General features: G+C 68.9%; 21 protein-coding genes. 9 read left to right on the top strand and 12 right to left on the bottom strand.

Annotation, left to right across the window (positions count from 1 at the left end; translation table 11 throughout):
* Positions 1 to 41: 41 nt before the first annotated feature.
* From VGP60_RS15405 to VGP60_RS15395, 3 genes are read right to left on the bottom strand one after another with little or no spacing between them, the layout of a single operon-like run.
* Positions 42 to 1,229, bottom strand: a complete 1,188-nt coding sequence (locus tag VGP60_RS15405) for a glycosyltransferase 87 family protein (protein ID WP_327548677.1) — start codon at positions 1,227 to 1,229, stop codon at positions 42 to 44.
* Positions 1,204 to 2,571: a glycosyltransferase 87 family protein gene (locus VGP60_RS15400; protein WP_414640355.1), complete on the bottom strand. Its 1,368-nt coding sequence runs from the start codon at positions 2,569 to 2,571 to the stop codon at positions 1,204 to 1,206. Before VGP60_RS15400 ends, VGP60_RS15405 begins: the two co-directional genes overlap by 26 nt.
* Before the next feature lie 44 nt (positions 2,572 to 2,615).
* Complete coding sequence (locus tag VGP60_RS15395) at positions 2,616 to 3,470, bottom strand: GGDEF domain-containing protein (protein WP_327548675.1); 855 nt, start codon at positions 3,468 to 3,470, stop codon at positions 2,616 to 2,618.
* Positions 3,471 to 3,681: 211 nt separating this feature from the next.
* Between VGP60_RS15395 and VGP60_RS15390 the strand changes: the two genes are divergently transcribed.
* From VGP60_RS15390 to VGP60_RS15365, 6 genes are all read left to right on the top strand, one after another.
* Positions 3,682 to 5,928, top strand: coding sequence for a sigma-70 family RNA polymerase sigma factor (locus tag VGP60_RS15390; RefSeq protein WP_327548674.1), 2,247 nt, complete (start codon positions 3,682 to 3,684; stop codon positions 5,926 to 5,928).
* Between the two features lie 10 nt (positions 5,929 to 5,938).
* Complete coding sequence (locus VGP60_RS15385) at positions 5,939 to 6,448, top strand: GtrA family protein (protein ID WP_327548673.1); 510 nt, start codon at positions 5,939 to 5,941, stop codon at positions 6,446 to 6,448.
* 36 nt (positions 6,449 to 6,484) lie between these two features.
* Complete coding sequence (locus VGP60_RS15380) at positions 6,485 to 7,051, top strand: GtrA family protein (protein WP_327548672.1); 567 nt, start codon at positions 6,485 to 6,487, stop codon at positions 7,049 to 7,051.
* Positions 7,052 to 7,127: 76 nt separating this feature from the next.
* Positions 7,128 to 7,775 carry a response regulator transcription factor gene (locus VGP60_RS15375; RefSeq protein WP_327548671.1) on the top strand — a complete coding sequence of 216 codons (648 nt, stop codon included), beginning with the start codon at positions 7,128 to 7,130 and terminating at the stop codon, positions 7,773 to 7,775.
* 186 nt (positions 7,776 to 7,961) lie between these two features.
* Positions 7,962 to 8,594: a response regulator transcription factor gene (locus tag VGP60_RS15370; RefSeq protein WP_327548694.1), complete on the top strand. Its 633-nt coding sequence runs from the start codon at positions 7,962 to 7,964 to the stop codon at positions 8,592 to 8,594.
* A 170-nt stretch (positions 8,595 to 8,764) separates the two neighbouring features.
* Entirely contained in the window at positions 8,765 to 9,193 is a 429-nt protein-coding gene (locus VGP60_RS15365; protein WP_327548670.1) for a Pvc16 family protein, read from the top strand.
* Here the strand turns inward: VGP60_RS15365 and VGP60_RS15360 are convergent.
* The 3 genes from VGP60_RS15360 to VGP60_RS15350 form a co-directional block, all read right to left on the bottom strand.
* A complete protein-coding gene (locus tag VGP60_RS15360) occupies positions 9,165 to 9,659 on the bottom strand; it encodes a hypothetical protein (RefSeq protein ID WP_327548669.1) in 495 nt (164 codons plus the stop codon). The genes VGP60_RS15365 and VGP60_RS15360 overlap by 29 nt on opposite strands.
* Positions 9,660 to 9,727: 68 nt before the next feature.
* Positions 9,728 to 11,011: an ATP-binding protein gene (locus tag VGP60_RS15355; protein WP_327548668.1), complete on the bottom strand. Its 1,284-nt coding sequence runs from the start codon at positions 11,009 to 11,011 to the stop codon at positions 9,728 to 9,730.
* Between the two features lie 3 nt (positions 11,012 to 11,014).
* Positions 11,015 to 11,725, bottom strand: coding sequence for a response regulator transcription factor (locus VGP60_RS15350; RefSeq protein WP_327548693.1), 711 nt, complete (start codon positions 11,723 to 11,725; stop codon positions 11,015 to 11,017).
* A gap of 42 nt (positions 11,726 to 11,767) precedes the next feature.
* Here VGP60_RS15350 and hisN point away from each other — a divergent pair, with 42 nt between their 5' ends.
* Positions 11,768 to 12,556, top strand: coding sequence for a histidinol-phosphatase (gene hisN / locus VGP60_RS15345; RefSeq protein WP_327548667.1), 789 nt, complete (start codon positions 11,768 to 11,770; stop codon positions 12,554 to 12,556).
* Here the strand turns inward: hisN and VGP60_RS15340 are convergent.
* The 5 genes from VGP60_RS15340 to VGP60_RS15320 form a co-directional block, all read right to left on the bottom strand.
* On the bottom strand, positions 12,536 to 12,808 hold the full coding sequence (locus VGP60_RS15340) for a hypothetical protein (protein ID WP_327548666.1): 273 nt from the start codon (positions 12,806 to 12,808) through the stop codon (positions 12,536 to 12,538). The two genes, hisN and VGP60_RS15340, sit on opposite strands and share 21 nt — an antisense overlap.
* Positions 12,805 to 13,521 (bottom strand): TNT domain-containing protein, encoded by a 717-nt coding sequence (locus VGP60_RS15335; RefSeq protein WP_327548665.1) that lies wholly within the window; start codon positions 13,519 to 13,521, stop codon positions 12,805 to 12,807. The genes VGP60_RS15340 and VGP60_RS15335 overlap by 4 nt, the downstream gene beginning before the upstream one ends.
* A gap of 47 nt (positions 13,522 to 13,568) precedes the next feature.
* Positions 13,569 to 14,498, bottom strand: coding sequence for a hydroxymethylglutaryl-CoA lyase (locus VGP60_RS15330; RefSeq protein WP_327548664.1), 930 nt, complete (start codon positions 14,496 to 14,498; stop codon positions 13,569 to 13,571).
* Between the two features lie 3 nt (positions 14,499 to 14,501).
* On the bottom strand, positions 14,502 to 15,098 hold the full coding sequence (locus VGP60_RS15325; protein WP_327548663.1) for a PH domain-containing protein: 597 nt from the start codon (positions 15,096 to 15,098) through the stop codon (positions 14,502 to 14,504).
* 91 nt (positions 15,099 to 15,189) lie between these two features.
* Positions 15,190 to 15,996: a biotin--[acetyl-CoA-carboxylase] ligase gene (locus VGP60_RS15320; protein ID WP_327548662.1), complete on the bottom strand. Its 807-nt coding sequence runs from the start codon at positions 15,994 to 15,996 to the stop codon at positions 15,190 to 15,192.
* An 81-nt stretch (positions 15,997 to 16,077) separates the two neighbouring features.
* Between VGP60_RS15320 and VGP60_RS15315 the strand changes: the two genes are divergently transcribed.
* The gene (locus tag VGP60_RS15315; protein ID WP_327548661.1) at positions 16,078 to 17,157 is read left to right on the top strand and encodes a C40 family peptidase; all 1,080 of its coding nucleotides are present in this window, start codon (positions 16,078 to 16,080) and stop codon (positions 17,155 to 17,157) included.
* On the opposite strand, the gene VGP60_RS15310 is transcribed toward VGP60_RS15315, so the two are convergent.
* On the bottom strand, positions 17,154 to 17,720 hold the full coding sequence (locus VGP60_RS15310; protein ID WP_327548660.1) for a hypothetical protein: 567 nt from the start codon (positions 17,718 to 17,720) through the stop codon (positions 17,154 to 17,156). The genes VGP60_RS15315 and VGP60_RS15310 overlap by 4 nt on opposite strands.
* 53 nt (positions 17,721 to 17,773) lie before the next feature.
* On the opposite strand from VGP60_RS15310, the gene VGP60_RS15305 reads away from it, so the two are divergent.
* Positions 17,774 to 18,334, top strand: coding sequence for a TetR/AcrR family transcriptional regulator (locus VGP60_RS15305; RefSeq protein WP_327548659.1), 561 nt, complete (start codon positions 17,774 to 17,776; stop codon positions 18,332 to 18,334).
* Positions 18,335 to 18,415: the final 81 nt, after the last annotated feature.

Below are 18,415 nucleotides of genomic sequence, written 5' to 3'. Positions count from 1 at the left end.
GCGAAGCGTCGCCGTTGAGGGTGGTGGGCGACGGTGTGGGGCTACTGAGCGGTCACGAGCACTTTGCGAGCCAGCCGCAGTTCTCGTGCGGCCAGCCCGACAATGCCCACCGCGGCGAACAGCACGTAAGCATTGCCGAGGATCGACAAACCCAAGCCCCAGTTGAATTCCACGTCGCCACCGTTGGGCACCAGCATGACCACGCAGCTCGCGAACAGCGCCACGACACCGAACGCCGCGAGCCTGCGGCCCTTGGTGACCAGCAACACGATCAGCGGCACCGCCCACACCCAGTGGTGCGTCCACGAAACCGGCGACAGCAGCAGCCCGTAGAACGCCGTCACCAGCAGCGCACCCAGCGCCTCGCCCCGGGCGTGCAGGCGGATCACGAGCCACACCGCGGGAACGGCGAGCAGCGCGGCGACGGCCAGCGCCACGGGCAGCGACCACGGCGCGAGCTCGGAAGCGCGGCTGACCAGGCCGTTGAGGGACTGGTCGAAGATCCAGTGCACCGCGCCGACCCGGTTCGGATCGGACGCCGCCTGCGTCCAGTACTTCGCCGCGTCACCGGGAATGACCAGGAACATCACGGCTTCGAGCACGGCGAACGTGCCGAGCGCGCGAGCCGCCTCCTTGCGACGACCGGTGAAGAACAGGTGCGGGATGAAGATCAACGGCGTCAGCTTCACCGCCGCGGCGACGCCGATCAGCACGCCGCCGCCCCAGTGACCGCCGCGGCGTGTGAGCACCAGGACGTCGAGCACGATCAACGCCATCAGGATCAGGTTGATCTGCCCGAGGAAGATCGTCTTCCACACCGGTTCGAGCAGCAGCGCGGCCGCCGTCGACGCGGGCAGCACCCACCACTTCGACAGCCGCCCGGCGCAGACGCGGATCACCGCGGCCAAGCCGAGCACCGACAGCGCGCCGACGATGCCCCAGGTCAGGCCCATCGGGAACAGCACCAGCGGCAGGAACAGCAGGGCCGCGGCGGGTGGGTAGGTGAACGGCAGCAGCACCCACGAAGGCAACGTCGTCAGCGCTTCGTAGTTGTAGAGCGGCTCACCGCGAAGTAGCGTCAGCGCGCCCGCACGGTAGACAGCGCTGTCGGCGCCCAGATGCTTGTCCCCGAGCCAGACGTAAACGCCGACGGCGAAGACGGCCAGTACCAGAACACCGACCCCGCCCCAGGCGGCCCGGGAACTACGCGCCGAGAGTCGCGTCGACATGGTGCCCGGGCTCGGTCGCCGCCGCGCGTTTCTGGAGCCGCCACCGCACCACCAGCACCACCGCGAGGATGAGCGGCATCAGGATGTAGGCGTTGCCGAGGATGATCTGCCAGGTCTTCCAGTGCAGCTCGATATTGCGGCCGTTGGGCAAGATCAGCAGCACACAGCTGACGAACACGCCGAGTACCGCGACCGCGCCCAGCCAGCGCTTCCACGCCGTCGCCGGAGTGGTCGCGGGCAGGCGCGAAACGAGCAGCACGATCAGCGGCACCGCCCACACCCAGTGGTGCGACCAGGAAACCGGCGAAGCCAGCAGCACGAAGAACGCCGTGACCAGCAGGGCCGCCAGGTTTTGGCCCTTGCGGTGGAACTTCAGCATCAGCCATACGGCCGGGATCGCGAGCAGCGCGCTGACCCCGAGCGCCGCATTCGACGCCCACGGCGCGAGGTCGGAAAGGCGGTTGAACATGCCGTTCAGCGACTGGTTGCCGGCCCAGTGGATCGGCCCGATGCGGCCGGTGTCGGGCAGTGTGTACGTCCAGTAACGGTAGGCGTCGTGCGGCACGATCGCGAACATCAGGCCCTGCAGCACCACGAACGTCCCGAGCGCGCGCCCCGCGTCCTTCCAGCGGCCGGTGAACACCAGGTGCGCCACGAAGATGATCGGCAGCAGCTTCACCGCCGACGCGACCCCGACGAGCACTCCACCGAAACGGCTGTTGCGCTGGGTGACGACGAGAATGTCGAGCACGATCATCGCCATCAGGATGAGGTTGATCTGGCCGAGGAAGATCGTCCGCCAGACCGGTTCGAGCCCCAGGAAGACCAACGAAAACACCAGCGTCGACCGGGCGGGCGAGGCCCACCAGCGCGGTCCGCCCTCGACCGGCTTCGGCAGCGAGCCGATCGCGACGCGGATGACCAGCGCCATCGCCAGCAGCGAGACGGCGGTGAGCACGCCCCAGGCCACTTCGAGCGGCAGGAACGCCAGCGGGACGAAGATCAGCGCGGCGCTCGGCGGGTAGGTGAACGGCAGCAGCGCCCAGTACGGCTCGGTGCTGAGCGTGTTCGAGTCGTAGAGCGGATCGCCGTTGAGCAGCGTCAGCGCGCCGGCGCGGTACACCGCGATGTCGACGCCGAGATGCCAGTCCATGATCCAGCCGGCCACCCCGGCGATCACCGCGAGGAGCGGGACCGCGATCAGGATCGCGATCGACCGCGGCCGGACGGACAGGCGCGCGAGGGAGCGCCGCACGGCCAATCGGGGATGCGGAGCACGCGTCGGAGCGTCGCCATCAGCGGCTGGAGGTGCGGACTGAGTCACCCGAACAGGCGGTGTCATAAGGAATAGCAAAACATGTTCACCCGACACGCTGGTCAGCTGGGTCAGGCGCGGCCGAGCGACACCAGCAGGTCACAGGCGGCGTCGTGCTGGGCGGGCAGCCGGACCACGGAGATCCGTGGCTGGCCGACCTCGCGCAACTGGGCGTCCACGGACAGCCGCTCGTGCAGTGCGCGTCGCAGAAGCACGCCCCTGGAAGCGATCCGGCCGTCCCGCGGGACCAGTGCGGCGGCCACCGACGGCCCCAGTGTCGCGACGCTCTCACCGCCGTCGAACACCGCCCGCACCGCCTCGGCGACGAGGATCATGCCGGTCAGGCGCGACCAGCCCGCGGTGGCGGAGAAGTCCATCGCGATCACCAGGAGCAGGTGTTCCTCGGAAGCTTGACGCCCTTCACGCAGCGCGAGCCGGTAGACCTCCGACAGTCGCGTCCGCAGGTACGCCGCCGTCGGCAAGCCCGTCAGCGGGTCGGTCACCTCGGTGTTGGCGAGCTGGTCGGTGGCGACGTCGGCCCAGCCGAGCGCGGTCAGCCGCAACAGCCTCGCCGGGGTGGCGTCGACGTCGGGAATGACGAACCCATCGGGTGAATCTGCCTGGGCCAATACGGCGTGCAGCGCGGCAAGGTCGTTCAACGTCTCCGACAAGCCCGCGCCCGCAGCGGCCCTGGCCCGGCCCAGCCCGGACAGCGCGAGTTCGGCGCTTCCGTCCTTGACCACGGCCGCGCACACGGCGTCGACCTCGGGCAACGCCCAGTCGGACGGGAACCGCCAGCCCGAAGCCAGGCTCGCGCTGCGCCACTTCGCCCGCAGCGTGCGTAACGAACCGTCCAGCTCGAAGCGCTGTGGATCGAGGTGCGCGCCGCTCGAACCGAACGGCCCCCCGGTCGCCGGCACATCCACTCCGCTACCCGCCCTTTCGCCCTGCTCGCATGTTGATCTTTCGAGCTGTTCAACGGAGGGACGGTCTACCGCGCGTAGCGTGACGGAGCTTTCCGCTATCGGTGTGAAAGACGGGTGAAAATGTTGCGCCCTCCGGGTCAACGCCCCACCCGTGACGTGACGTGACCGGACTCGTCCGTCACACTGGGCTCCCGACCGATCGAGGAGTGCCGTGTCGACCATCCCCGCCGATCTCAGCGACAAGAGTGACGCCGAGCTGATCGACTCCGTGCGTACCGGAAAGATCGCCGCCTACGGAACGCTCTACGAACGGCACGCCTCCGCCGCGTACAACCTCGCCCGCCAGCTCGCGCGCTCCGGCGCGGAGGCGGACGACCTCGTCTCCGAGGCTTTCGCGAAGGTGCTCGACACGCTGCGCGCCGGCAAGGGGCCGGATACGGCGTTCCGCGCGTACCTGCTGACGGCGTTGCGGCACACCGCGTACGACAAGACACGCAAAGACAAGCGAATCGACCTCACCGAGGACATGACCGACGTCGGCGGCGCCGTCGGCGAGGCGCTGACGGTGCAGTTCTCCGACACGGCCGTCGCCGGGCTCGAGCGCACGCTGGCCGCCAAGGCGTTCGCGATGCTGCCCGAACGCTGGCAGGCCGTGCTCTGGCACACCGAGATCGAACAGCAGTCCCCCGCCGAGGTGGCGCCGCTGCTGGGACTCACCGCGAACGGTGTCTCCGCGCTGGCCTACCGCGCACGAGAGGGCCTCCGGCAGGCCTATCTTCAGGTCCACCTCGCGGAGACCTCCGCCGAACGCTGCCGCGCGGCCACCGAGCGGCTCGGCGCCTGGACCCGCGACGGCCTGTCCAAACGGGAACGTGCCCAGGTCGAGACCCATCTCGACGACTGTGACCGCTGCCGCGCGCTGGCCGCGGAACTCGCCGACGTCAACGGCGGCCTGCGCCTGATCATCGCGCCGATGATCCTCGGTGGCGCGGTCACCGGTTACCTCGCGGCCGCGGGGGCGGCCAAAGCCAGTGCGGCCACCGCCGGCGCGCTTTTCGCGTCGGCCGGGGCCGCGAGCTCCGGAGCGGGCGCCGGAGCCGGTGCGGCAGCCTCGGCGCCGAGGCAGTTCGTCGGGGTCGCGGCGTCCGGGGTGGCCGTGGTCGCCGCCGTCGCCGTCGCGCTCGCCGCGGGCGGTACCCAGGAGATTCCCGCCGCCGTGGCCGCTCCGGTCCCGGCCGCGCCCGTGCCCGCCGCGCCGGTCGTCCCGCCCGCACCGCCGGCACCGCCCGCTCCACCGGCACCGCCCGCCCCGCCGGTGGTGCCGCCGGTGGCACCTCCGGTCGAGACCCCCGCTCCCCCGGCACCGCCGCCCGCACCGGAAGCGCCTGCACCGCCGAAGATGACGGCACAGGCGCCGCCCCAGGGTGTCGAGCTCCAGCCCGGTACGCCTGCCAACCTGCCGATCACCGTGCGCAACGACGGTGGCACGGTGTCCGAGCCCGTGGTCGTCGCGCTGAACCTGCCGCCAGGCGTCACCGCCGTGCCCGTGGGTGGCGGTGGTGGCGGCAGCGTCTCCCGGTTCGCCGCGCAGGCGCCGGCGACGATCGCCGTGTCCTGTCCCGGCGGTTCGGGCACGGTCACCTGCAAGACGGAAAAAGGCCTGGAGCCGGGGCAATCGGCCGTCCTGACCTTCCGCCTGCTCGCCGACGACTCGGCCACGGGTGGCACCGTGACCGGCTCGGTCAGCTCGGGCACCCTGGTGAAGGTCGACGTCGCGGTGAAGGTCAACGTCAAGCCTTCTCCGGTCGACCTCGTCGACCTGCGGGTCACCAGTGCCTGGGATTCGGCGTTCCCGTGGGTGCGCCACCCGGTCGTGCGGGTCGACATCCTCAACGGCGGGCCGACGACCAAGCCGGTCACGATCCAGCTCGACTACTCGGCCCGGCTGATCCTCGGCAACTCCCGGGCGAGCTGCAAGCCGACGGGCGCGGGCACCAGCTGCACCACCCGGGGTTCGCTCGAGCCGGGTGAGCGCGTGAAGCTCTGGGTCTCCCTCGACCATCGGCCGAAGAACGGCGAAGGCGTCACAGTCACGGCCAAACTCGGCCTCGCGTCGGTGTCGAAGACGGTGTATTTCGACTGCTGGGGCCCCGGTTGTGAAAGTGACGAGCCGCGCCCGTCGCCGAGCCCGACGGACATCCCGACGCTGCCGGGCACCTCGGTCTCGCCGACGTCCCCGACCTCGCCGACCTCGCCGACCAAGAAGCCCAAGCCGCCGTCCACCACGGTCCAGACCACGGAAAACGCGCCTTCCGAAGAGAGCCGTCAGCCGATCGAGACGACCAGCGCGCCGCCTTCGCCCGAGCCGCCCGCGGTGCCGCCCACAGTGCCGATAGAGAGATCCGACAAAACGCCCTCACTCCCGCCCCTGCTCCGCTGGTTGATTTCCTGGGAGTAGTTTCAGGGCCATGGCCCAGTTATCGACAAAGCACCGTGAATTGCTGCGGTTCGCTGTTGTCGGTGGAATCAGCTTCGTTATCACCACTGCGGTGAACTATGGGCTGAAAATCACCGTGCTGAACAAGAATCCGGTCACCGCGCTGATCATCGGCGTGCTGGTGGCGACGGTGTTCTCCTACGTCGCGTCCCGCGAATGGTCGTTCGACACCCGGGGCGGGCGGGAACGCCAGCACGAAGCGGCACTGTTCTTCCTCATCAGCGCCATCTCGCTGGGCCTGAACGCGCTACCGATGTTCGTCTCGCGCTACGTGCTCCACCTGCAGGTGCCGAACGTCGGCCTGCTGACCCAGGAGGTCGCGGACTTCGTCAGCGGCATGATTATCGGCACCCTGCTCGGCACGGCTTTCCGCTGGTGGGCGCTGAAGAAATGGGTCTTCCCGCAGGCGGGCGCCCGGCCGAGGATCGTGCGTGGCGGTGGCCGGAGCGATCCGGACATACACGGCGACAAAGCGGCCTGAAGCACCAGGTTCGCCGAGGCTCCGTAGACTGCGCGGGTGACCGTTGTCGAAACCGTGCTTTCACACACCCCGGAACCGCTGCGTTCGGTCCTTATCAAGCACCGTGAGTTGCTGAAGTTCGGGATCGTCGGTGGCACGACGTTTCTCGTCGACAACGGCGTCTGGTACTTCCTCAAGCTGAGCGTGCTCGAGTCGAAGCCGACCACCGCGAAGGCCATCGCGATCATCGTCGCGACGATCGCCTCGTACATCCTCAACCGCGAATGGTCGTTCCGGACCCGCGGCGGGCGGGAACGCCACCACGAAGCCGCGTTGTTCTTCGTGATCAGCGGGGTCGCGGTGGTACTGAACCTGATCCCGCTCTACGCCTCGCGATACATCTTCAACCTCGAAGTGCCGCATGTGACCCGGCTGGTCCAGGAGGTCGCGGACTTCGCGAGCGGGTCGATCATCGGCATGCTGCTGGCGATGTTCTTCCGGTTCTGGGGTTTCAAGAAGTGGGTCTTCCCGGACGAACTCGGCAAGCGCCGCCGCGACAATGACGAGGACAATGACGAGGATTCCGGTGCGGAAATCACCCCATTGCGATCGGGTAATCAGTAACGTTTTGGCCGTTGTGTAATCGATTCCTCAGTTCGCCTCATTGTCCGATATCCTTCTCGGTGCCTCGGGAGGGATCATGACGGCGGATTTGCTTCGGGTACTGGTAGTCGACGATCATCCGCTGTTCCGGTTCGGCGTGTGCACCCTGCTCGGCAACGTGCCGGTGATCGACGTCGTCGGTGAAGCCGCCAGCGGAGCGAGCGCGGTGAGCGCGGCGGCCGCGCTGGCACCGGACGTGGTCGTGATGGATCTGCACCTGCCCGATATCAGCGGGGCCGAAGCGACCAGGAACATCGTGACGAGCAGGCCGGAAACCGGTGTGCTGATGCTGACCATGGCCGACGACAGCGAATCGGTGTTCGCCGCCATGCGCGCCGGTGCCCGCGGATACCTGCTGAAGGACGCCGAGCCCGACGAGATCGTCCGGGCCGTGCAAGCCGTGGCGCGGCGTGAAGCGATCTTCGGCCCCGACATCGCGACACGGGTCCTCGGCTTCTTCAACACCGCGCATCAGAACATCGAGCCGGTCTTCCCCGAACTGACCGGCCGTGAACGCGAAGTGCTCGCCCTGATCGCCGCCGGGCACAGCAACACCGTCATCGCGCACACGCTCATCCTGAGCCCGAAGACCGTGCGGAACCATATTTCGAGCGTGTTCAGCAAGCTCCGGGTCGCCGACCGCGCGGAGGCGATCATCCGCGCCAGGGACGCCGGGCTCGGCTAGGGCGTGTCTTGTGGTTCTGCTCGATGGGATTCGCGCCCAGGCGCCCCTTGACACCCGAATCGTTACCCACTTCGCGGCCCGATCGGGCAACTCCGGGACTGCGGTCCCATGCGCCTGGGACACCTCCCCCGGCAGGGTGATAGGTGCGCTTGGGGGGCCCAGGCGTGTCAGAGGGGATGAATGACCATGTTCGAACCGAACCGGACACCTGTCGTAGTTCGCGCGACCGATCCCATCCTGCACAACGGCGTCTGCATGGCTTTGCGTGCCCGGGATGACGTCTGGCTGGTGGACGGCGAGACCGCCGATGCCGAGACAGTCGCGCTCCTGGTCGCCGACCGGCTCGACGCGGCGATGACAAAACTGCTTTCCTCGTTGCACCACCAGGGTTTCAGCCGGATCGTGCTCGTCGCCGGCGAAGTGGACGACAACGAGATCCTGAGTGCCATCGAACACGGTGTCTGCGCGGTCGCCCGCCGCGTGGACGCGGGCCCGGACGTGCTGGTGCGGCTGATCAAAGCCGCCGCGGCCGGTGAAGGGGCCTTGCCGCCGGATCTGCTCGGCCGGTTGCTGAGCCGGGTTTCCCGGTTGCAGCGGCAGGTTCTGCAGCCGCGCGGCCTGCACATCGGGGGGATGAGCAGCCGGGAGACCGACGTGCTGCGGCTCGTCGCGTCGGGGATGTCCACTCAGGAGATCGCCGACCAGCTCTGCTACTCGCAGCGCACGGTGAAGAGCATCCTGCACGACGTGACGAACCGGTTCCAGCTCCGGAACCGGTCACATGCCGTGGCGTACGCCCTGCGTGAAGGGTTGATTTGAGTGGTTGCGATGGGAAGTTCGTTGGGGGTATCGGCGGATCCAGGTTTCCGCTGGGTGTGCGGCCGGGAGACCCTCGTACCGGTGTTGTACTCGGGTCTCCCGGCCGTGCGTCCAGCGGGAAGCTGGGCCGTCGAGACCCTCGACGACCTTCCGATCGTGACCACTAACCTATGATCGCCGAAGTCGATGAAGCGCTGTGCCGGCTCATCGGCAGGCACCTTCCCGCGGGGACGGCCGTCCGGCTCGACTCGCCGAAACCCACCTGGCAGAGCGAAGGCCAGCACCACACCGTCGATCTGTTCCTGTTCGCGCTGCGCGACGCCGGTCCTGCCGGTGACGCGCGGCGTGTCCAGCGGTGCACGCTCTCGTACCTGGTGACCGCGCACGCGGGGAAGATCCAGGACGAGCACCGGCTGCTGGATCTGGCCCTGGGCACCATTGTGGACACCAAGACACTGGCTATCGGTGAGCTGGGGGACGAACCGATCTCGCTGTGCGTGTCCGACGTCGACAGCACCGGTTTGTGGACGAGCCTCGGCATGCCCGCCCGCGCGGGTTTCGTCACCACGGTCATCGCGCCGGTAGCTCGCCCAGCATGAGACCACCGATGGAAGCCAGTGAGGCGCCGAAGAACTCCGACCAGCCTGCCGCGGAATCCGGCGGGACGAGCCCGGAGGTGCGCCGGTTCCACCGGGCGACGATATCCAGCCGGTAACTCAGGATCCCTTCCGCATCAAGGGTTTCATTGCGAATCTCGACCAGGCACTCGCCCTGGCAGACCATGGTGTCCGGGGGCAAAAAGCCCTGCGACGTCTGCACGAACCGGCGGCTAGGCGGCGTCAGGATCGACGGCGACACAGTGTCGAGCCGGCTGATGAGCAAACCGTCGAGCAGGATCGCCAGTGTTTCGGCGGAGGCCTGTTTCCTGGTGCTGTCCCGATGCCGGACGATGTCGAGTTCCCCGTCGTAGCCCAGGCGCACCGAGACCGCGACCTTCCCCACCCCGGTCACCGCCCCGGCGACCGGCCCCTTTGGTGGGGTGTAACGGAAAGCCCACGTGCGCACACTCCGACGTTACGACCCGTACCGCTGTCGTCACTGCCTGATCGGGCAGTCCATCGGGTGGTCTCTGGTCACCTCGGCACCCGCTCGCTCGGCCAGCGGACCTCGGCGACGTCACCCGGCCTCGGCACCCGCAGGAACAAACTGAAAACAGCGGGCTGTCTGTTGGAAAGTTCCAGCCGCCCGCCGTCGGCCTCCACCAGCGCCCTCGCGAGCGCCAGCCCGACGCCGGTCGAACCGCCGCCGGAGAACCCACGCTCGAACACGTGTGGTGCGAGCTCGTCGGCCACGCCGGACCCGGTGTCGCTGACCTCGACGACCATCGTGCCTTCGACGTCACCCCGGCGGGCGGCGACCGTGACCGTACCGGCGCCGTGGCGCAAAGCGTTGTCCAGCAACACTCCTATCACTTCGCGCAGGCGTCCGGGGGTGGCGCGGACACGCAGTCCTTCGGCGACGCGGATGCGGAGGTTGCGGCCTTCGGAGCGGAGCAGCTGCCGCCATTCCTCGGAGAACTCGGGCAGCATCGACGGCAGGTCGACCGGCTCGGCGCCTTCCTCGCTGGCGGCGCGGGCCGCGGCGAGGAGCTCGTCGAGCGCGTCAGCGAGCCTGTCTGCCTGCTCCTGCGCGGCCTTCGACTCGTCGACGACCTCGGGATCGGGATGCATGGTGAGCGGTTCGAGCCGGAGCTGCAGCGCGGTCAGGCGGCTGCGCAGCTGGTGCGAGACGTCCCCGACGAGCTGGCGTTCCCGCTGGACGAGCTGGGCAAGCGCGGTCCCGGACGAGTCGAGTGCCTCGGCGACCATGTCGAGCTCGCCGACGCCGTAGCGGCTCGGGTCGGGCCGGAAGTCGCCGCCGCCGAGTTTCGCGGCGCGCTCGGCGACGTGCCGCAGCGGTTTCGCCAGCCGGCGCGCGGTCACCGTCGCGACGACCGTGCCCGTACCGACCGACAGGAACACGAGCATCAGCACCACGAGCGTCATCTGGGTCTGGGTGGTGTGCATCGGCCCGGCCGGGATGGCCAGCTCGACAGTGCCCTGTTTGGCGATCGGCACCTGCTCGGCGACGACGTCGGTGCCAGGGTCCGAGCCGTAGCGCTTCTCCGGGAAGCCGGGCACACGCACGGTGAGCAGGCCGTCGGGCGGGACACCGGCGGCGATCTGGTCGAGGTCCATCGGCTCGCCGTTCGCGAGCTGGTTGTCGAGGATCGCGGCCAGACGGCGCGCGTCGACGGCCAGATGCTCGCGGTTCAGGCTCTCGACGAACTGCCACGCGGTGACCCCGAGCGGGATGCCGAGTGCGGCTCCCGTGACCGTGACGGCCAGCAGGATCGCGAGCAGGATGCGACGGCGCATGCGCTATTCGGCGTTGAAGCGGAAACCGACGCCCCGGACGGTGGCGATCCGGCGTTCGCCGTCGCCGGAATGCACCGCACTGGTCTTGCCGGCGCGGGCATGGCCGTCGTCACCGGCGATGGCGAGCTTCCGGCGGAGCCACGACATGTGCATGTCGAGGGTTTTGGACGTCTTGGATTCGAGGTCGTTCCAGACCTCCGCGAGGATCTCGTCTCGGCTCACGACCTGGCCCGGGCGCATCATCAGCACACGGAGCAGCTCGAACTCCTTGTTCGCCAGCTGCACCTCGTGGGTGTCCACAGTGACCAGCCGCGCCCCGAGATCCATCCGCACGCCCGCCGATTCGAGCACCTCCGGCACCCGGCGGCGCAGCAGCGCGCGGATACGGGCGAGCAGCTCGGCGAGGCGGAACGGCTTGGCGACGTAATCATCGGCACCCGCGTCGAGCCCGACGACGAAGTCGACCTCATCGGTGCGCGCGGTGAGCATCAGCACCGGTACCTCGGTGCCGCTGGCGCGCAGCCGGCGGCAGACCTCGAGCCCGTCCATGCCGGGCAGGCCGAGATCGAGCACGAGCAGGTCGATGCGCTGCTCGTTGGTCGCCTCCAGTGCGGCCGGGCCGTCACCGACGACCCGCACCTCGTAGCCCTCCCGCTGAAGAGCGCGGGACAGCGGATCTGCGATGGCCGGATCGTCCTCGGCAAGTAGCACCATGCTCACCTCGCCAACTCTACGTCTCGGCGGCGTGAAACCATCGTGATCGTGCCTGGTTACGAGAAGGATTCCGAACTTGCCCGCCGCCTCGCGGACGCCGCCGACGCCATCACGACCGACCGGTTCCGCGCACTCGACCTCACCGTGGAGCGCAAACCCGACCGCACTCCGGTGACCGACGCCGACACGGCCGTGGAGGACGCCATCCGCACGCTGCTGGCGGCCGAGCGACCGGGCGACACGGTGGCCGGTGAGGAGCGCGGCGGCTCCGTTTCCGCGCAGGGCCGCAGCTGGGTGGTCGACCCCATCGACGGCACCAAGAACTTCCTCCGTGGAGTACCCGTTTGGGCGACACTGATCGCGCTCGTCGAGGACGGCACACCGGTGGTCGGCATGATCAGCGCGCCCCTGCTCGGCCGCCGCTGGTGGGCGGCCACGGGTGACGGCGCGTGGCTCGCCGACAGCGCGGGTGAGCGCCGGATCTCGGTGTCCAAGGTGACCTCGATGTCAGATGCCTATCTGTCCACAACGGACATCAACTCCTGGGCCGAGTACCACTCGCGGGAGAAGTACCTCGCGCTCGTCGACGCGTGCTGGGAAAGCCGGGCGTTCGGGGACTTCTGGCAGCACTGCCTGGTCGCCGAGGGCGCGCTCGACATCGCCGCCGAGGCGATCGTGAACCCGTGGGACGTCGCCGCGGCGCAGGTGCTGGTGACCGAAGCCGGCGGGCGGTTCAGTGACCTTTCCGGCAAACCGGACTTCAACGGCGGCTCGGCGTTGTCGACCAACGGCCTGCTCCACGACGAGACGCTAGCGATCCTTTCTCGGTAGGACGCCCACGGCACCGCGCGCGACCTGGGTCCACGCCAGCCGGCCGAACAGGTAGTGACAGGCCACCTGTTCGTCGGTGAAGCGGGCCCAGTCGTAGCGGTTGCCCTGCTCGCGCCAGAAGACCTCCCACGACGGCTCACCGTCGACGGACTTCAGCAGGCACCACGCGTTGTCGGCCTCCGCGCCCACCGAGACGACCTCGGGCGGCACGCCGAGCGCTTCGAGCCAGCGCGTGATCGACAGCGTGTTCATGTGCACTCCAGGTATCCCATGGTGACGAGCTCGTCGGCGGAGTGCGTCGCGCGGTACCGCACGCCGCCGCCGGGCTGGCCGAACCAGGCGGCGGAAACCGTGCGCCACAGCGGCAACCGGCGCCGGACGCGGTAGCGGCGGTACCCCGACGTCACCAAGGCGGGCGGTAGCGAGCGGCTGGCGAACGACGTGCCCTCGGGGGCGAAGATCCGGCCGTGGTCGCTGCCGAAACGGTCGAGGAGCGTGTCTTCCTCGAGCACGATCGGCTCGCCTTCGTCGCGGCCGCCTTCGGGATGGAGGTCACCGGGCGGCCAGGCGTACTCGGGCACCGACGCGCGCAAACCGCCCAGGTAACGGCGATTCCACTGCTGCTCGGTCATTCCGCCGAAGAGCTCGTAGCCGTCGAGCAGCTCTTCGGGCGCCGGGCCGGCGGGCGGCAAAGCCGTGCGACGGAGTCGCGCGAGGACATTGGTCAAGGCTTGGACGTCTTCGACGAGTCCGAAATCCGGATGGTCCTCGGGCGCGAACCGGCCGCCCACGACGTAGTCGACCTCGGGTGGCGGCGCGGGGAGCTGGGTGGCCGGTCTGTCCGCGGCCACGGGCAGATGGCCGATCGGGAACATGTGGACCAGGAAAAGGGGCGGGACGCTTTTGCGCGGTGCTTGCGAAACGCCCACGATCGGCCCGGTTCCCGCTTCGGACTGCTCACTCACGGCACCCTCCTGACAGCTCGGACGTGCCCCGGAGCTCTCCGGTTCCCCTACTTCGCCAAGGCGTTGACCACCCGGGAAGCGCTGGGCTTGCCGAGCTTTTCCGCCATCCACGCGCTGGTCTCGACCAACGCGTCGAGGTTGGCGCCGTGGGCGATGCCGAGACCGTCGAGCATCCAGACGAGGTCCTCGGTCGCGAGGTTGCCCGTCGCCGATTCGGCGTACGGGCAGCCACCGAGACCACCAGCCGAAGAGTCCACAGTGGACACACCGCAGCGCAGTGCCACCAACGTGTTCGCCAGCGCCTGGCCGTAAGTGTCGTGGAAGTGCACGGCGAGCTTGCCGACGTCGTCGAACCCGGCGAGGACGGCCTCGACCTGCCCGGCTGTCGCGACGCCGATGGTGTCCCCGAGCGAAAGCTGCGAGCAGCCCAGCTCCAGCAGCCGCCGGCCGGCCTCGACGACCTGCTTGGCCGGGACAGCGCCTTCCGACGGGTCGCCGAAGCACATGGAGAGATAGCCCCGCACTTCGAGACCTTCGGCCACCGCACGGGAAACCACCGGCTCGAACATGTCGAACTGCGTTTCCAGCGTCGAGTTCAGGTTCTTCCGCGCGAACGTCTCCGTGGCGCTGGCGAAGATGGCGATGTGCTCGACACCCGCGTCTAGCGCCCTGTTCAGCCCGCGCTCGTTGGGCACCAGCACCGGATACCGCACGCCTTCATGACGGGCGAGCCGGGCGAGCAACTCTTCGGCGTCGGCGAGCTGGGGAACCCATTTGGGGTGCACGAAACTGGTGGCTTCCAACGTGGTCAGCCCCGCCGCGGCGAGCCTGTCGAGGAACTCCAGCTTGACCTCGACGGGCACGATCGACTTCTCGTTCTGCAGGCCGTCACGAGGACCGACCTCCCAGATCGTCACCCGCTCAGGCAGACCTGTCGTCGAAACCTTCTCCGGCAGTCCCAGTTCGCGCGCGCCCACAGCTCAGCGCCGGCCGCGACGCGACTGCGGCCGTTGCTGCTGTTGCTGGCCTGACGGCAGCGGCTGGGTCTGCGGTTCGGGTGCCGGCTGGCCGGTCACGTAGTCGTCGTACGGGTTGTCGTTGACTTCCCGGTAGATGACGGTGTGCACCCGCTCGACCTTCGGGATGTCGTCGAAGCGCAGCGGCTCGTCCGACGCCGACTCGATGATCAGCGTGCCGCAGCCGAAAACGCGGTCCATCAGGCCGTGCTCGAACTGCACGCTGTTGATCCGCGACAACGGGATGTCGATCCCCGTCCGCTTGATCACGCCTTCGCGCGCGATGAGCCTGTCGGTCGTCACGATGAAGTGCGTGGTGCGCCACCGGACAAAGGGGACGAAGAACAACCACACGACGAGCACCAGCGCGACGACCGCGACGGCGATCTCCGAGACCAGGTTCCACGGCGCGGCCGCGTCCTGGCCGATGATCGCCAGCCAGACGCCGACGCCGAGGGTGATGACGAGCGCGATGAACGGCAGGATCAGCATCTTGAAGTGCGGATGACTGTGCACTACGACGTGCTCGTTCTCACTGAGCAAATCGTCTGGATAGGCCACGTCGGACGCTCCCAAGTTGTGTGCGGCGGTGGTGGACTCACCGTACCGGCGATCCGCCCCGATGGAGGCACAACCCGCCAGGAATCGCAGTTTATGCCTGGCGGACGTGGACGACGTCACCCGCGAAGATCGTGCGTCCCGAGACCACGAGCTGCCCGGCGGAGTCGACGTCCGACGCGCGCCCGCTGAGGACCTCGCCGTCCGGCAGGAGGACGTTCACGTCCTGGCCGATCGTGGCGCAGTGGCGGCGGTATTCCGGCAGCAGCCCGGCCTTCGTCAAGTCGCCACCGGCGCCGCGCCAGCTCAGTTCGCGCTCGGCCAGCGCGGCCAGCAGCAGGCCCGCGATCTCGGTGCGGTCGGTCGTGGTCGCGCCCTGCTCGGCCAGCGACGTCGGCGCGAGTCCGCCCGGCCCGGCGGGAACATCGTCACCGAGCGGCAAGACGTTGAGTCCGATGCCGAGTACGACTGACAGCTCGTCACCCACGAGCTCGTCACCCGCGACGGCCTCGGACAGGATGCCCGCGCACTTCCCGCGGCCCGGTCCGGCGAGGACGTCGTTCGGCCACTTCAGGACCGCGTCGACACCGATCCGCGCGGCGACGTCACGCACGGCGAGTCCGGCGACCACCGACAGCGAGCCCAAACCCGCGAACGGGACCTCTCGCGGCCGCAGCAGCACGCTCAAGTAGATGCCCGAGCCCTTCGGCGAACTCCACTGCCGCGCCCGGCGGCCGACCCCGGCCGTCTGCTCCTCCGCGATCAGGACCGTGCGATCCGCGGCGCCCTGAGCTGCGGCTACCCGTAAATCGGCGTTGGTGGAACCGGTGCTCGCGACGACGTCGATCGCCGCGTAGGAACCGCTGAGATCCGCTCGGAGGCGCTCGCCGTTGATGTCCATCCGTCCACACTATGAGAGTCCCCCTAACGTGTAAGCCCTCAGGTCGTTACACATGGAGTGAGCTCTTCTAACCTGGCCGATGTGACAACGCCCGAAAACAGCCCCCAGAAGGCCCATGGCAGTTGGGCACGCGGCGCTGCCACCCGAGGGCTGGTCGCGTTGCCGCTGGTTGCCGGGCTCGTCACCGCGGGCTGGCTGCTCGCGGGTGGCAACGACCGGCCGGCGGTCGCCACCGCGCCCGCCCCCGCGGCGACCGAGACGTCGACGATCGGCGGCGGCGCCGGTCCGTCCGTGCTCGAAGTCAGCGCCCCCGTCAAGGCCGAAGAACCCGCGCAAGGCGCGAAGCCGCTCGAAACCTGGGCGACCGGCCTCGCCGGTCCGCTCGGGCTGCCGCTCGAATCGCTCATCGGCTACGCGAACGGCGAGCTCACGCTCCGCGCGGAACAGCCGAACTGCCACCTGTCGTGGGTCACGCTGGCCGGGATCGGCCAGGCGAGCGCGGGCGCCGACAAGGCGGGCGGCCCGATGGGCCTGACGCAGGCGCAGTGGAAGCGTTGGGGCCAAAGCATTCCGGGTATCGCCAAGCCCGCGATCACCGACGTCAACTCGGCCTCGGTCGCGGCCGGGCGCGCGCTCTGTAACGGCGGCGCGGACCTCGGCGGCGGCAAGGGCTGGTGGACCGCGGTCGAGAAGTTCCGAGATTCCGAACTCTTCCGCCAGCAGGTGCTCGGCAACGCCCAGTTGTTCGCGACGCTGTCGCTCGACCCGGCGAAGGCGTCCTCCCCTTCGACGCGCGCCACCCGCTTCGCGCTCGGCCAGCTCGGCCTGCCGTACGTCTGGGGCGGCAACGGCCCCGACACGGGCGCGGCCGGGTTCGACTGCTCGGGCCTGACGAAGGCGTCCTACGACGACGCCGGTGTCGGCCTGCCGCGGACCGCGGACACCCAGTACCACTCGCTGCCCAAGGTGCCGCTCAACGAGGAACCGAAGCTCGGTGACCTCGTGTTCTACGGCAACCCGGCGACGAAGATCCACCACGTCGGGCTGTACCTCGGCAACGGGCTGATGATCAACGCGCCGACCGAGGGCCAGGCCATCCAGATCCACACGTACCACTCGAAGGGCGACGACTACGCCGGCGCCGGCCGCCCTGTTTCCTAAGACAGTCTGCGGAGGATCGGGGAGACGAGGTCGTTCAGGTCGCGGACGAGGACCGCGACCGCGCGGGCCGCGGTGTCCTCCAGGTCGTCGCCCAGCGTCTCCGGGGCTTCCGGCAGTCCGTCGAGAGACATCGGGGCCTCGAGGAACAGGGACGCGCGCAGATGCGGGCTCTTGGCGATGTCCTGCTCGGACGGGTCCACGAACTGGCCGAACAGCTCGGGCCAGTCCCGCCAGCCGCGATCCTGCCACCATTCCCGCGACGAAGTCAGCGCGGCGGGCAGTGGTGACACCAGGTTGAGCTGAGCGGTCAGCGAGCCGTCCCACTCGTTCCGGACGCAGTAGGCCGAGAGGATCCGCCGATGCACCCGTACATAGCCGGGCGCGAGACTCGGCGGGACGGCCAGATTCCACGCGGCACAGGCGAAGCGGACCGGCGCGATATCACCAACGGCGTCGGCGAATTCGTGGGCGTTGCGGCGGACGTGCGTGGCGTAGCGACTCGAAGCGGTTCCGGCGTGTTCCCGGTCGTAGGCCTGGTCGATCCACAACACCGGCTGGCTCATGGCCGGAAGATAATGAGTTGCGACTCATCTTGTCAATCGGCGAAGATGCCCTGGTGACCGCCATCAAACCGCTGCGCGCCGACGCCAGGCGGAACCGCGCCCGCATCCTGGTCGCGGCCGAAGTCGTCTTCGTCGAGAAGGGCCCGACGGCGTCGACGGACGAGGTCGCCGAGCGGGCCGGGGTCGCGATCGGGACAGTCTTCCGGCACTTCCCGACGAAGAAGGATCTACTCCAGGCGCTGGTCAAGGACCTCATGCTGCGCCTGACCGACGAAGTCACCACCCTGGCCACCGAAGCCGACCCCGCCACCGCTTTGTTCGATTTCTTCACCCGGATGGTGGACCAAGCGGCGGCGAAGAAGACGGTCGTCGACCTACTCGCCGAATCCGGCGTCGACATCCACGTCGCCCAGCCCATCCAGAGCCTGCGAGAAGCAATCGGCCAACTACTCACCCGCGCGCAGCATGCCGGTGCTGTGCGCACGGACGTCGGGCTCGACGAAGTCCTGGCCCTGCTCACTTCCACCAGCCAAGGCGCCCTGCACGCGGGATGGGATCCCACCCTGCAGCGCCGAACCCTCACGATCCTGTTCGACGGCCTCCGCCCATGCTGACCGCCATCCCCCGCTATGCCACCGGTTTCTGGCACGTGACCGACGCCGTGCGCCCGACCCTTATCGACATCAAGCAGTTCC

The sequence above is a fragment of the Amycolatopsis sp. genome, from assembly GCF_036008905.1.
Classification (GTDB): Bacteria; Actinomycetota; Actinomycetes; order Mycobacteriales; family Pseudonocardiaceae; genus Amycolatopsis.
Note: the sequence above shows the minus strand (reverse complement) of the source record. Positions and strands in the feature narration are given on the sequence as shown.

Coding starts and splice junctions, on each gene's coding strand:
- VGP60_RS15400 (WP_414640355.1), bottom strand. CDS start 2,571: ATGACACCGCCTGTTCGGGTGACTCAGTCCGCACCTCCAGCCGCTGAT.
- VGP60_RS15355 (WP_327548668.1), bottom strand. CDS start 11,011: ATGCGCCGTCGCATCCTGCTCGCGATCCTGCTGGCCGTCACGGTCACG.
- VGP60_RS15370 (WP_327548694.1), top strand. CDS start 7,962: ATGTTCGAACCGAACCGGACACCTGTCGTAGTTCGCGCGACCGATCCC.
- VGP60_RS15375 (WP_327548671.1), top strand. CDS start 7,128: ATGACGGCGGATTTGCTTCGGGTACTGGTAGTCGACGATCATCCGCTG.
- VGP60_RS15385 (WP_327548673.1), top strand. CDS start 5,939: ATGGCCCAGTTATCGACAAAGCACCGTGAATTGCTGCGGTTCGCTGTT.
- VGP60_RS15310 (WP_327548660.1), bottom strand. CDS start 17,720: ATGAGCCAGCCGGTGTTGTGGATCGACCAGGCCTACGACCGGGAACAC.
- VGP60_RS15365 (WP_327548670.1), top strand. CDS start 8,765: ATGATCGCCGAAGTCGATGAAGCGCTGTGCCGGCTCATCGGCAGGCAC.
- VGP60_RS15405 (WP_327548677.1), bottom strand. CDS start 1,229: ATGTCGACGCGACTCTCGGCGCGTAGTTCCCGGGCCGCCTGGGGCGGG.
- VGP60_RS15320 (WP_327548662.1), bottom strand. CDS start 15,996: ATGGACATCAACGGCGAGCGCCTCCGAGCGGATCTCAGCGGTTCCTAC.
- VGP60_RS15350 (WP_327548693.1), bottom strand. CDS start 11,725: ATGGTGCTACTTGCCGAGGACGATCCGGCCATCGCAGATCCGCTGTCC.
- VGP60_RS15340 (WP_327548666.1), bottom strand. CDS start 12,808: ATGAACACGCTGTCGATCACGCGCTGGCTCGAAGCGCTCGGCGTGCCG.